Annotated in this window: 10 protein-coding genes; 5 read left to right on the top strand and 5 right to left on the bottom strand. The window is 52.0% G+C overall.

Annotated features, from left to right (window positions below; all coding sequences use genetic code 11):
• Positions 1-268: hypothetical protein (locus ACO0K3_RS17810; protein WP_422986925.1), on the top strand; the 268-nt coding region annotated here is incomplete at its 5' end.
• 506 nt (positions 269-774) lie between these two features.
• On the opposite strand, the gene ACO0K3_RS17805 is transcribed toward ACO0K3_RS17810, so the two are convergent.
• Entirely contained in the window at positions 775-951 is a 177-nt protein-coding gene (locus ACO0K3_RS17805) for a hypothetical protein (protein ID WP_422986923.1), read from the bottom strand.
• A 557-nt stretch (positions 952-1,508) separates the two neighbouring features.
• On the opposite strand from ACO0K3_RS17805, the gene ACO0K3_RS17800 reads away from it, so the two are divergent.
• Positions 1,509-3,764, top strand: a complete 2,256-nt coding sequence (locus ACO0K3_RS17800) for a DNA/RNA non-specific endonuclease (RefSeq protein ID WP_422986921.1) — start codon at positions 1,509-1,511, stop codon at positions 3,762-3,764.
• Positions 3,765-4,169: 405 nt separating this feature from the next.
• Here ACO0K3_RS17800 and ACO0K3_RS17795 read toward each other — a convergent pair whose 3' ends face one another.
• Positions 4,170-7,532 carry an EAL domain-containing protein gene (locus ACO0K3_RS17795; protein WP_422986919.1) on the bottom strand — a complete coding sequence of 1,121 codons (3,363 nt, stop codon included), beginning with the start codon at positions 7,530-7,532 and terminating at the stop codon, positions 4,170-4,172.
• A gap of 835 nt (positions 7,533-8,367) precedes the next feature.
• On the opposite strand from ACO0K3_RS17795, the gene dksA reads away from it, so the two are divergent.
• Both dksA and ACO0K3_RS17785 read left to right on the top strand, forming a co-directional pair.
• A complete protein-coding gene (gene dksA / locus ACO0K3_RS17790; protein WP_422986997.1) occupies positions 8,368-8,742 on the top strand; it encodes an RNA polymerase-binding protein DksA in 375 nt (124 codons plus the stop codon).
• Positions 8,743-9,167: 425 nt separating this feature from the next.
• Positions 9,168-10,001, top strand: a complete 834-nt coding sequence (locus ACO0K3_RS17785) for an alpha/beta fold hydrolase (RefSeq protein ID WP_422986917.1) — start codon at positions 9,168-9,170, stop codon at positions 9,999-10,001.
• A 29-nt stretch (positions 10,002-10,030) separates the two neighbouring features.
• Here ACO0K3_RS17785 and ACO0K3_RS17780 read toward each other — a convergent pair whose 3' ends face one another.
• Positions 10,031-10,567, bottom strand: a complete 537-nt coding sequence (locus ACO0K3_RS17780) for a hypothetical protein (protein ID WP_422986915.1) — start codon at positions 10,565-10,567, stop codon at positions 10,031-10,033.
• Between the two features lie 421 nt (positions 10,568-10,988).
• Here ACO0K3_RS17780 and ACO0K3_RS17775 point away from each other — a divergent pair, with 421 nt between their 5' ends.
• Positions 10,989-12,125, top strand: a complete 1,137-nt coding sequence (locus ACO0K3_RS17775) for a type IV pilus twitching motility protein PilT (protein WP_422986995.1) — start codon at positions 10,989-10,991, stop codon at positions 12,123-12,125.
• A gap of 141 nt (positions 12,126-12,266) precedes the next feature.
• On the opposite strand, the gene ACO0K3_RS17770 is transcribed toward ACO0K3_RS17775, so the two are convergent.
• Both ACO0K3_RS17770 and egtB read right to left on the bottom strand, forming a co-directional pair.
• Positions 12,267-12,557 carry a DUF427 domain-containing protein gene (locus ACO0K3_RS17770; protein WP_422986913.1) on the bottom strand — a complete coding sequence of 97 codons (291 nt, stop codon included), beginning with the start codon at positions 12,555-12,557 and terminating at the stop codon, positions 12,267-12,269.
• Between the two features lie 17 nt (positions 12,558-12,574).
• Positions 12,575-13,867: an ergothioneine biosynthesis protein EgtB gene (egtB, locus tag ACO0K3_RS17765; RefSeq protein WP_422986911.1), complete on the bottom strand. Its 1,293-nt coding sequence runs from the start codon at positions 13,865-13,867 to the stop codon at positions 12,575-12,577.
• Positions 13,868-13,878 lie beyond the last annotated feature (11 nt).

Genomic DNA, 13,878 nt, shown 5'->3' with positions numbered 1-13,878 from the left:
AAGTACGCAAAAGAAGGCGACCGCACAGTCGCTGCCCTTCGGGTTCCCGTTTGAGCAGGTCAAAAAATGGGAAGTGTCCGAAACTCGCCTGCGGCTCAGACAACGGACACTTCTTTTTCCATTTTCTAACCTGCTCAAACGGCAGCGCCACAGCGGGTTACAAATCAACTGCAACTGCAACTTCAACTTCAAAAGCAAATCAACGGCAATAGCGTTGCGTGCCGTTTGCGTTCATCGTCGGGTGCGCCGTGCACACCATTTTCGTTGAATTACTGATGTCGTCTGCCTGGGTTGCCGGCCGGTGGTAGACCGGCGGCTACGTACTTTTCTTGCTTCGCCAAGAAAAGTACGCAAAAGAAGGCGACCGCACAGTCGCTGCCCTTCGGGTTCCCGTTTGAGCAGGTCAAAAAATGGGAAGTGTCCGAAACTCGCCTGCGGCTCAGACAACGGACACTTCTTTTTCCATTTTCTGACCTGCTCAAACGGCAGCGCCACAGCGGGTTACAAATCAACTGCAACTGCAACTGCAACTGCAACCTCAAAAGTAAATCAACGGCAATAGCGTTGCGTGCCGTTTAGGTTAGATTTCGTTGATGGTGAAATGCTGGCAGGCAAAATCTGCCTCACTCCTAAGCTTCAGAATTCGGCGAGTCATTTTGTCGGTTACTGCGTGTCTGGTTTGAGCTCTGCCATATCTAAACAGACATATCGTGCAAGGCTACGCTGACCGGTGAGTAATTGGTCAGCGAGCTTAACGGCGTCTTTGATAAGGCTTTATTTGTTCATGCAGGTCGCTGCTGTCTTTGACGTGCGCTCTGTGAGTATCAGCGACATGATTGCCAGCGCAGGGAGCAGCACGGTGGAGAGCAGACTCGGTGCGCCGACGATTGAGGAGGCGATGATGGCACCTGCCCACAGCACGGAATTGATGATCAGTGATTGACGATTCATGGTGACTCCTTCGGTTTTGACGTGCGTTAAATAAAGCGGTCTGTTGATCTAAAAAGATATCTCTAAAGATTCATCCAGGACTTCTAAAAAACCTTTAATCGAGTGTCGATGTAAGCCTTACTTTTGCTAGTCCTGCCTTTGCTCTGTGCCTCTGTGGTGAGAGGTCTTGATTTCTATATCAGTACCGTCGATGCGATTTTTCAATGTGGTGATTTTTAGAAATTTCCATCACTGACTTCGCAATCCCCATGCGGCTTTCAGGCTGATATTGGCTGCAAGTCCGCATAAACACTAGGCTTTCAATTTTGGGGGTATAACTTGTGTGTTTTGATTGCATCAGTATTGTCTTTATGAACGTCAGATGCAAACAAAGTTCCTTCCTACTATTTCTCTACAGCACAAAACCACCAAGTTTCGTACAAATTCACTGATATTTGCCATGGAACTGTCACATCCGTGGTCTAGAATATTTTTAGTACCAAAGGAATGACATCAATGTTGTGGCAGTAAATCTATAGCGTCAAAGAGTGGCCAACTAGCTTGATTGGAGACTGGCGATGGGTGATATTGATAATGCTTTAGCGCAAGCAGTTCGTTCGGCAAATGCGGCGGCGTTAAGCCGGTGGCGAGAGCGGACGGTGGTGCGGGAGGCGGGTCTTGCCAGAATTTCCCAGAGCGGCATCGGTGCGGCTGACCCGGCTGATCAGGTGCGTGCACATACTTTGCGTGAATCGGCCCGGGTTAATTTGCGTTTTCAAGAGCGGATTATCGGGCCGACGATGGACTTTACGATGGTGGCGCCGGGCGATCTGGCGCTGAAGGCGGCGGCTCCCGTGGCGCGGATTGTCAGATTGCCGGGTAATGGCTACAGCCCCAGCGCGATTGCGACTGGCTTTATGGTGGCACCGGGTTTGCTGATGACGAACCACCATGTTTTTCCCCGCAAGGAGGAGGCTTTTCAGGCGGCGGCTAATTTTGGTTATATCCAGGATGAGCGTGGTATCGCTGCCGGAACTTATTTCACGATTGACGTCGAACGTTTTTATTTTGCAGATCCTGTGCTGGATTTTGCGCTGGTCGGCGTGTCCGACAGCGGCACCAATGGCGAGCATCTCGCTGATGTCGGTGTGTGTCGCTTGATTGTTGCTACTGGTAAGACCCTGACCGGTATGCCTGTCAATATCATCCAGCATCCTGATGGCGGGCCACGTACGTTTGCGGTAACCAATAATCGTCTGGTGGATATTTTGTCTGAAGGTTTTCTTCATTACGAAACGGATACCTTGCCCGGCTCGTCCGGATCCCCTTTATTCAACGCCAATTGGGAGTTACTGGGCGTCCATCACGCGGGGATTCCGAAAATCGTCAATGATCAGGTAATTACCCGTAGCGGTCAGCCTTTTAATGAGGATGCCGATAGCGAGAATGATGTCATCTGGGTTGCCAACGAAGGCGCGCGCATCAGTGCGGTGATCAAGCGACTCGGGGCTTTGTATGCGAGCGCATCTGCTAACTCATCTGCCAACTCATTGACGACTGCGTCCGCAGCGTCATCCGGACTCTCTTCCGCGCAGCGACTGATGCTGGAGCGATTACTGACTAGCACCACAGACCCTCTGGTCGCCTACACCGCGAGTTCTCAAGCTGTTTCCTCCTCTGAAAGAAGTGCCATGGCAAACAATCTATTTTCATTCAACGGTCCGGTGACGATACATGTGTATGCAGCAGGAAATTCGGCGAATAATATCAATGACGGCAGTACCGGAGCCGATACCGACAACGCCAGCAATGTCAGCAGCAACATCAACAATAGGGCATTCACCTTGGGTGCCGTCGCGACCGAGGCCAGACAAACTTTCGATCCGGATTATGCATCGCGTACTGGTTACGATGATCACTTTCTCGGTGTTGCCTTACCGCTACCCGTCATCGCGGCATCACGCCTGAGCGAGCTCTATTGCGTCAAGGATTATCAGAGCTATGCCGATACGGACCGTGCCGTGCCTGATGTGGATGTGTCGGGTCTGACGGCGGATGATCCGCTGATCCTGCATTACCACCATTATTCGCTGGCGTTCAATCAGGTATTTCGTATGTGTATGTGGACAGCGTCGAATGTCGATTACTCCGATGCAGCACGGCAGGACAAGCGCAAGCGTCAGGATCTGGGGGGTGAGGACTGGGCAGTGGATCCGCGCGTTCCTCCTGCACTGCAATTGAAGGATAAAGACATCTACGGACCCGGCAAGCGTATAGATCGCGGCCATATTGTGCGCAGAGAAGATAACTGCTGGGGTGCCGAAGGTGAAGAGACCGCGTTCGCCAATGCCGACAGCTATCACTGGACTAATTGCACACCGCAGCATGAGGCGTTTAATCAGGAGAACCCGAAAGACAACTTCACCAAACAAGCAATGTACGCCGGTGTGAAAGGTATCTGGGGTGAGTTTGAATCCGTCGTGCAAAAACAGGTGACAGCCGGTGGCGGTCAGGCGGTCTTGTTTGCCGGACCGGTGCTGACTGATGACAGTATCAAGTCCGTCAAGGTTGGCGGAGTGGCGATTGCCGTACCAACATTGTTCTGGAAAGTGGTTGTCGTCCCGGCCTCGCCCGCTCGCCGTCCCAAGTTGCTCGCCTACGGTTATGTATTGTCGCAGGCCGACGTGGTGAAAAAATATGGCCTGGAAATTCAGGAAGAATTAGTGGTGCCGCCTAAGTTTGAACGCATGCAGAAGTCGATTGCGGCGATTGGCGAAATGATCGGGATTGTTTTTCCTGACGAGGTCATCAACGCGGATCAGTTCGGTAAGTAAGACAAGGATCGCGAATCCGGATGGAGATGTCACTGGCTTGATGTTCCCTGACAGAGGATTTTAAGTCCCCAATAAAGGATTTCTAAAAACCTCCACATTGAACAATTACACCGGCGGACTTACGCAAAAAAATCTGGACCTCTCACCAGAGAGACACCAAGGAAAGGCAGGAGTAGCGGTGGGAGTCGGAATAAGAGCTTCCATGAAATATCGATGAAAGGATTATTAGAAATTCCCACTATCGAATCCGCAGACTGGGTGCGGCTTTCAGAGGCATTTCAGGCCAGAAGGCGCATCACGCTTGCGGATTCGTTTTTTAAATGTCCTTTTTATGGTTTTTGCAGCGCTGATTTTGCTCATCGCCGCTCATCACATATTCTCCTATGTCGCCTGCATGATTGGTATTCAGGCGATGCTTAGAATCTCGCTCTGGTGTACGGCAAGCTCGTCAATTGGCGCAGGTTTGTGAAGTAAAAATCCCTGCGCAAAATCAATCCCGATCTCCCGTAGTTTTGCCAGTACAGCCGGATGATCAACAAATTCAGCGACCGTTTTTACGCCCACTACTTTGGCGACGTCGGCAAAGCATCTGACTGCAGCTTCATCCAAAGGATCCGTGACGACATCTACGACGAATTGACCATCAATTTTTAAATAATCGACAGGCATTTTTTTCAGATAGCCGAATGACGATGCTCCGGCACCGAAATCATCTAAGGCGACGCGCACGCCGATCTCCCGGATCTGCTCGATAAACAGCGCGGCATCCGAGAGATTGGTGACGGCGGCTGTCTCGGTAATCTCCAGACATAGCCGTGAACAGATCCGCGATCCGGTGTCTTTGAGCAGATCAATTGCCCAGCGGTGAAAGGCGCGGTCACCGACTGACTGGCCTGATAAGTTGACGCTGAGTTTGCCGATGTGATCGATGGACGTGAGTGTTTTCATCCATGCGATGGTGTGCTTTAGCACCCATTTGTCGATCCGTGTCGCGAGCTGAAAACGTTCTGCTGCCGGTAAAAAAGCACCGGGTCCGATCAGCGATCCGTCCGTGTCTCGCATCCTCAGCAAGACTTCGGCATGCAAACCCGGCGACTGGTCGTTCAGGGCGATAATTTTTTGTGCATAGAGTACGAAATGATTGTCGTCGAGTGCCTGTTCTATCCGTGTTGTCCATTGCATTTCGCCATGACGGGCGCGCATCGCCAGATCGGTATCAAACCAGGCATGTACGCGATTTCGTCCCGCCTCTTTCGCTGCGTAGCATGAGGTATCGGCGGCCTGCATAATCGCTTCTGTAATGGGCCAGCGGCTGTCGACGGGGACCAGACCGATACTGGCACCGATACGAAAACGCCGGTTGTCATGCGTGAAGCGGAAATCATCCATCCGGTCACATATTTTTTGCGCCACCCGTTGCGCCTGATCGACGGAGCACTGCTCCAGAAGGATGGCAAACTCATCGCCGCCCAGTCGTGCCAGGGTATCGCGGGTCCGTGCAGTTTCTGCAAATAGCTTGGCGACCTGTTGCAGTAACTGATCGCCAACAGCATGTCCGCAGGCATCGTTGACCAGCTTGAACTGATCAAGATCGATGTAGAGCAGGGCATGCTGACTGTGATCGCTGTGTGCCATTTGCAGCACCCGCCGCAGCCGGACTTCAAACTCTGCACGGTTGACCAGACCGGTGAGCAGATCATGGCTGGCACGGAAATTCATTTCGCCGGAGAGACGGCGCTGCTCTGTCACGTCATGAAATACCAGCACTACACCGAGTACCTCGCCGCGTTCATTACGGATGGGAGCGGCAGAATCTTCAACGCCGTACTCAGTCCCGTTGCGGGAGATGAGTATCGTTCTGGTCGCCAGGCCAACCACTTTTTCTTGCGCCAGACAGGCCGTGATCGGATTGGCGGCGGGCTTGCGGGTTTCTTCATTGACGATGTGGAAGACCTGCGTCAGCGACCGACCTTTTGCCTCATCGACAAGCCATCCTGTCATCCGCTCTGCGACCGGATTGAGCCAGTTGATATACCCTTTAGAATCGGTGGTGATGACGGCGTCGCCGATGGATTTGAGCGTCACGTGCAGCAGGGCGTGCTGTTCAGCTAATTCCAGTGCGAGTTTTTTGGGGACTGAGATGTCGATGGCCGTGCCGACCATGCGCAGCGCCGTGCCCTCGGCGTCACGCTTAACGATGGCCGAGCCTTTAAGATAGTGCAGGCTGCCATCCGGCCAGATCACCCGGTATTCGGTATCAAAATTATTTTCTCCGCGCACCGCTTGCTTTGCTGCGTATTCTATTTTTTTCACATCGGCTGGATGGATCTGATTTAGCCAGAGTTCAATCGTGCTCGTTTCATTACGGGGCACCAGCCCGAATAGGCGGTACATCCACGCGTCCCATATCACAGTACCGCTGATCAGATCGTATTCCCAGATACCGATTGCGCCGCTATCGGTGGCGAGGGTGGTGCGGTCATTCGCGGCTTGCAATGCCAGGTTTTCTTCAACTCGCTGAGTGATGTCCTGAAAAGCACCGAATAGCCGTATCGGTTTTTTATCTGCGAATTCCACCGTACCTACTGCGCGCACCCAGATAGGACTTCCATCGGCACGGATAAACGGCAATTCAAGATCCCAGCCTTTTCCCTTCAAGATGGCGTTTTGTACGGCGCTCAATATGACAGGCTGAGCGGCAGGTGCATAGAAGCGTATGGCTTCATCCATCGTCGGTTTAAAACCGGCAGCCACACCATGAATGCGGCAGGTTTCATCCGACCAGTAAATATCGTTGGTAATCAGATCGACTTCCCATCCACCGATACCGGCCAACTTGCCTGTCCTGTCCAGAAACAATTGGCTTTTACGAAGATTCTCTTCCTGATGTTTGCGTTCGGTGATGTCGAGTAGCGTGCCTAGCATCCATTCCGGTTTGCCCTCGGAGGTCCAGCTGATGACTCTGCCACTGTCTAATACCCAGATCCATGATCCGTTTTTATGCCGCAAGCGAACTTCGCATTCATAGCGGTAGACGCGATTGTTAAAGTGATTTTCCAGCTCGAGCTGCGACAATATTCTATCGCTCGGATGGGTGAGGTCGACCCAGGTTTGGGCGCTCAGCTCACCTAATTCGGCCAGCGTCCTGCCGGTGATTTCTGCCCACCTCTCGTTGTATTTAATGGCGCCTGTCTGGAAATTTTTTTCCCAGGTGCCGACGTGCGTGCTTTCGATAATATCGGCAAACCGCTGCCCCTTCTCAAGCAGCGCCCGCTTGTCGCGATGTCCTTCGAGGATCGCCGCTGCCGTATCTGCCAGGCTCAGCAGAATCTCGCGCTGCTGTGCGTTGAGATGTTGAGGTTGTTTGTCCAGGACGCATAAGGTGCCGATGCGATGGCCGTCTCCGATACTGATCGGGGCGCCTGCATAAAAGCGAATGAGCGGCTCATTGATCACCAGCGGATTATCGGCAAAGCGATGATCTTGCAAGGTGTCCTGAATTTCAAGCATGCCATTTTCCAGAATCGCGAAGGAACAAAACGCCATATCCCGGGGAACCTCAGAAACACCGGGTAGGCCCAGGTTGGCCTTCAGCCACACTTTTTCGGTATCGACCAGGCTAATCAGGGATATCGGTACCCCGCACACCAGTGAGGCGGCTTTGACCAGCGCGTCCAGTTCGGCTTTGGGGCCGGTATCAAGAACATTCAGCGCGTGTAATGCCGCAATACGTTCAGATTCATTATGTGGGAAGGGAGGTGCGTCCAAGATCTTTCTCCTAAAGGAACCCACACTTGACGATGGACAATAGAAATAAGTGAGACAAGCATCAGTTCACCTTCAGTCTAGCCAAGAGAATTTTGATGTGCAGAAATATTTTTAGGTTTAGGGGCTTTTATCACAATCGTTTGCAATCCCTGTTACACCGTGTAAAACGAGCATCTTTTTAGTCGGCAGCGCAACTCTGATCGCGAGTTGGTGTTAAGGTCATTAGCGCAGCGGGGGTGATGGGGATGAATTAAAGGTGCAGGCGGTATTTATCCCGGACTGGCGCAAAATCGAAGACCTCTCACCATAGAGGCACAGAGACATCAAGGTAAAGGCAGGAGGAAAAGCCGGTTCCACGAAATATCGGTTAACGGGTTTTTAGTTGTCCTTCCGCATTGAACGCGCAGGCTGGGCGCGGCTTTCCAAGGTATTTCATGCCAGCAGGCGCGTGCTGCCTGCGGATTGGTTTTGATATTGATATTCCATGGAGACGTTTACTCTGTTTTTTCTCTCGCCTTTCCCTCTGTATCTCTGTGCCTTTGTGGTGAGAGGTCTTGGTTTTTGCCTTAGGCTGGCCACGAATTGCCAGGCTGATTTGATGCGCCAGTTGCTCATTTGACTGGTTGTACTGAATACCATGGAAGAACCGGAGACGGAAAGGCGATTTCTCTTTTGTGCGTTAGCGCACAGTCGTCATATCCGTCTTGGCTCATATTGTAATGATCACCCTGGAGTCACTATGCGCAATCAACAATCCCCCTTTTACGGCGCCGATGATGCTGATAACGCCGCTCACGATAGGGCGGCTGTTCCGAGCGAGGCGCAAATCCGTGCCATGGGCGACGATGCTTATATGAACAGCACGCAGCTCGCCTTTTTTGCCCGACGGCTCAAGGACATGGAGGCCGAGCTGCAACACAATATCAATGAAACGACGGAACACCTGCGAGAAACCGTGCTGGTGCCAGATCCGGCAGATCGTGCCACCATGGAAGAAGAACATACACTCGAATTAAGAGCCCGTGACCGCGAGCGCAAACTGCTCAAGAAAATTCAAACGTCGCTGACCAGCATCGGGCAAGGTGATTATGGCTGGTGCACTGAGACAGGCGACGCGATCGGGATACCGCGACTGTTAGCCCGGCCAACTGCCACGCTCTCTTTAGATGCGCAACAGCGACTCGAAGCTAAGCGCAAAATGTATGGCTAACGCATCCGGACAACCATTGATTCCATCTGCCGTTCACTCAAGACAATCCGGCCATTTGCGTAAATTGCGCACATAAAACCTCAACGACAGTAAGCGATAAAAAGTTAGTTTTTGTCATGTCGCTTTAATACTTATTTGAGATAATCTTACCTCGCTGTATCTGCGCTGAGATTGGCGGCAAGTCACTCGCTTATTGAGTGACTAAGTGGTCGATAAAGATCCTCGTGGCGAGGGCGGTCAGGCCAAGACTGCTGTCACATGATTCCATTCGTTTCCCCGCTGCTGCGAAGCCGATCTTGTGTCAATCCTTCGCATGTGACCGCAGTAGCGTCGAAGTAGCATCAGCATCAGCACCATCTTCGTCTCGCCAGGCCGGCGTGGTGTTGCGATATCTCTGTTCCATCTCTATCTCTAGGAGTTATGACATGCCAATACTGAAAATCGAGAACGCTCAGCAAGCCCCGGTCGAGTTATATTATGAAGACCATGGTAGCGGTTTGCCCGTTGTCCTGATCCATGGCTGGCCACTGAGCGGACGCTCGTGGGAGGCGCAAGTCCCGGCCCTGATAGAAGCCGGTTACCGCGTGATTACCTATGACCGACGCGGTTTTGGCTGGTCCTCACAGCCATGGTCTGGCTATGACTACGACCATTTTGCTGCCGACTTGCATCAACTGATGACCCATCTCGATCTGAAAAAAGCAACGCTGGTCGGATTCTCCATGGGCGGTGGCGAGGTCGCTCGCTATATCAGCAAATATGGCACGGAGCGTGTCGCCAAAGCTGTGTTTGCCGGCGCTGTCCCGCCGTATCTCTACAAGTCCGAAGACAATCCTGAAGGCGGCTTGGACGACGCAACCATCCAGCAGTTTCAGGGAGCCGTCACTAAAGACCGCATTGCCTTTCTGGATGCCTTCACCACGAATTTTTTCAGCGCCGGCGGCAAGTTGCTGGTCAGCGAAGCGCAACGCGTATATGCACGCGAAATCGCCTCATTTGCATCGCCGCAAGGCACGCTGGATTGCATAGGCGCATTCTCCTACACTGACTTCCGCAACGACCTGACTAAATGCACTGTCCCCACCCTGATCATCCACGGCGACGCCGACGCCATCGTACCGCTGGAAGTCAGCGGCGCCCGCACTCATAAAGCGATTAAAGGCAGTCAGCTATGCGTCATCAAGGGCGGCCCGCACGGATTTAATCTTTCTCATGCGGCGGAATTCAATCAGGGGTTGATTGAGTTTTTGGAGTCGTAAACCGGGAGGTGGGGCGCTTGATACGAGGATCAGGTCCTCGGGTGATCAGGCGCCAAAACTGCTCCACATGTGGGACAGAACTGGTCGAATGGTGCGACCTCATGCCCGTGAGCGCACTTCCGGCTTTTTAGCAGATGCGGGTTATTGATTGCTGAGTAAAGCGTTGCCAACGCTACGGCGTAGAAGACCATCCAATGTCCGGAAAAGAGCCGCACTTCGGTTCCATCATTTGACGCATTCAATCCGCCCTGATGACCTGGCATATTGTTCATACAAAAGATGAAATTAATCACGGCATAGCCGAATAAGCCATAGAGCATGTAGCGCGCCCAAACGGGACAACCCGACAGCGCCAATGTCCAAAAATCTGAGCGCTTGCCGTGACGTGACATACGGTTGGCAACCAGGATTGTCGGAAGCCAAACAGCGAAGATGCCTGCGTGCAAACTCCAGACCAGATGCCCACCCGGAATGGGAATCCCTGCCAAGGCACTGAGGTGACTCGCTATGCTGAGAAGCAGACCAAGGGCTGATAGCAGCATGAATGGGTATAAGAGGGCGTTCACGGTGTATTGAAAATCTAGTGTTCGAGCTTATTGGATTTGCACAGAAGCTAATTAGATAGAGTGCTTGTCACGAAAACTGGGAGCAGCGGGAGCATAGGTAAAATTTTTCTGGAAAGTCTTATAGCAATGGACTCCAGTTGACTGAGTTTAATATCTACTCAGTAAAACCAAATCTAGAAACTGCGTTCAAGAATCAGTTTTGATTTTACCTACAACATTGGCAAAGACGAAATAAATCTCGATCACCGATGTTGACCCAATTGTAGTCACTTTCTTTGTAAATTTTAGAATTTTCATCAACAGTTTGCGACTTTCTTAGGCAGTAAAAATCATCCAAAGCAACAAATCGCAGAATCTTTCCCATCTGCAAATATACTGAGTTTATAATCAGGCATATTTTCCAAACAGAGATCAAACAATGATGGAAGCCCATATGTCCTCGCAGATCCGTACCCTGTCGTATATCGAGAATGAAGACCACCCGGTATTTGGTACCCTGGTTGAGCAAATTTTGCATTTGCTGAACTCACGTCTGAGTTTCAGCGACATTCTGATTCATCAAAATAGTCCTATCATGCTGCGTCAGCCTAAGGGGCTGGTTGCGGTGACGGATTCGCCGATTACCAAAGAAGAACTTGAAGAATTTTTTGAGGTCATTGAGCCGAACTGGTCTGCACGGATACAGGATCGTGCATTTGACCGCTCGATTGATCTGAACACGGCGCGCATCCGCGCTAACTGTTTTACGTTTCAGGGTAAGAAGCGGCTGGGTTGCGTGATTCGTCGTTTTCCGCGTGAGCCGATGGAATTGAGTCAGCTGGGTTTGCGTCAGTGCGAACAGGATTTCGCTAAACTGACCAGCGGTCTGGTGTTGATCATCGGCGATACCTGCCAGGGTAAATCGACCACGATTGCGTCGATGCTTGATCAGATTAATAAGACCCGCTCTGGTCACATCATTACGATCGAAGATCCGGTCGAGACGCTGATACCGCAACGCAAATGCATTATCACGCAACGCGAAGTTGGCTTTGACGGTGACGTCGAGAGCTATTATCTGGGTGCTCTGGATGCTCTGCGTGAGCGTCCTGATGTGATTGTGATCGGCGAGATCCGCGATGCGCAGACTGCACAAGAGGCGCTGGCGCTGGCGGAGTCTGGTCCTCTCGTGCTGGCATCCCTGCATGCGCGTTCGACCGAGCTGGGGTTGCAAAAAATGTTGCGCTTGCTGGGTAACGGTGAGCCGCAGGCACAAGCACTGGCGCAGGCTTTGCGTGGGGTTCTATGTCAGGCGTTATTGCCGTCAGTTGAAGGCGAGCGCTATTACCTCGCGACGGAATGTCTGACCTCTAGTCCTGCGGTGGCGCGGATGATAGAAACCGGTGGCATCTCCGGTCTGCGGGCCTTGATGGACGGTGATGCAACCAAGCAGCATCCGGGTTGTTTTTCGATGAACATGTCTTTGAAGCAGCTGCTGATCGAGAAAAAAATTGGTCTGGAAGATGCACGTAATGCGACAACCGATCGTATCGGCTTTCTGGATGCCCTGAAAAAATAAACTGGCTTGTTAGCGGCTAAACAAGCTAAACAAGCTAAACAAGCTAAACAAGCTAAACAAGCTAAACAAGCTGAATCGATAATGGCGCATTAGTAAATAATGCGCCATTTTTATTTTGTTACTGGCTTATTTGTTACAGCCTTACGCAACGACTGTCACACCCTTCCAGAAGGCGACAAAGCTGGTGATTTGTTTTGCTGCATCTTTAGGATGTTCATAGGTCCAGGCGGCGTTGGGATTGACCTCATCATTGACGATGACATCGAAGTAATTTGCGGTGCCTTTCCAGCTGCAGACGGTTTCTTTCTCTGTACGCCGGAAATGCTCGGCTTTGATCGCATGCCGCGGGAAGTAAGTGTTGCCCTCGACCACGATGACTTCGGAGGCATCGGCATCGGCGATGACGGCATTGTTCCAGATAGCGCTTGGCATAAGGTTCCTTGTTGAGGTCATAGGGCAGCCGCTACGCTGCGGGCGAGGCGGATGCCAGTTCTTTGCCACCGGGCGGTGGAGGGGAAAAAATTACGATAGCTGATGCGTGAATGATCTTTCGGTGTAAAGCACGAGGAGCCGCGCAATACATATTGGTTCGCCATGAATTTGCCATTGTATTCACCGATGGCCCCCGCTGCTGTTGCGTAGCCGGGGTAGGGCGCGTAGCTGCTACTGGTCCATTGCCAGCAACAATCGAATAGTTGAGATATGGCGTTATCGCTGGCTTCCTGGCTATGCTGTTTTTCTTGCTGTGCAGCGTATTCCCATTCGGCTTCGGTCGGGAGCCGCGCACCTGCCCAGCTTGCATACGCGGATGCCTCAAAATACGATAAGTGACATACGGCTTGCTGCAGCGGCAGTTCGCGTAAGCCGTATAAACTATATTCTTGCCAGTCCGATCCGTGTCGCCAATACAGCGGATGCCGGATATGGTGCTGCTGTATCCAGTCCCAGCCTTCGGCGAGCCAGTGCACAGGATTCTGGTAGCCGCCATCGTCGATAAACGCCAGATAGTCGCCGTTGCTGACGAGCGTTGGCGCCAGTTGAAATGCTTCCACGAATTGCCGGTGCCTGGGCACTTCATTATCGAAGCAAAAACCATCGCCAGCATGACCGATTGTCACAAGCTCCGCTGCGAATGTGTGCCATTGCTGTGTCTGAACGGTGTCGGTGCAATGATCTGTTATGGCGTCATTTTTGCCCGCGGCGATACTTGCCAGCATTGCCGGAGCCATAGGATTGCAGGACAGGAGATGCTTGATGTCAGTCAGCATCAATTCCTGATGCTGCTGTTCATGCTGTATGCCCAGCTCAATTAACTCGTCCAGGCTAGCGGAGATGCTCGTCGCAGTCAGGGTTGTATTTAAGGATTCACTGGAGGGCGGACTAAATAACTGCTGCATACGCCGGTCAACGTCCTGCCGATATCCTAGTACCTCGTCGAGGCTGGGGCGTGTCAGTAAACCTCGCTGCGGTCGCGGATGTTTTTCTCCTATGCCGTTGTAATAGGAGTTAAACAGCAGTCGGAACGCCGGGTGAAAAGCCTGAAAGCCGGATTCAAATTCAGCCAGGATAAAGGTCTCGTAAAACCAGGTGGTATGCGCTAGATGCCATTTCAGCGGACTGGCGTCTGGCATCGATTGTGCACCCGCATCTTCAGCCGACAAGCAGGCCGCAATGCGCAGCGAACGCTCTCTGACTTGCATCCAGCGCTGTAACAGCTGATGTGGTAAGCGGTGTGATGGCATAGTAAGATCGT

Origin of the sequence: Undibacterium sp. Rencai35W (assembly GCF_049340185.1) — a bacterium.
Lineage (GTDB): Bacteria > Pseudomonadota > Gammaproteobacteria > Burkholderiales > Burkholderiaceae_D > Undibacterium.
The sequence above is the reverse complement of the archived record's forward strand: the minus strand, read 5'-3'. Positions and strand labels throughout refer to the sequence as shown.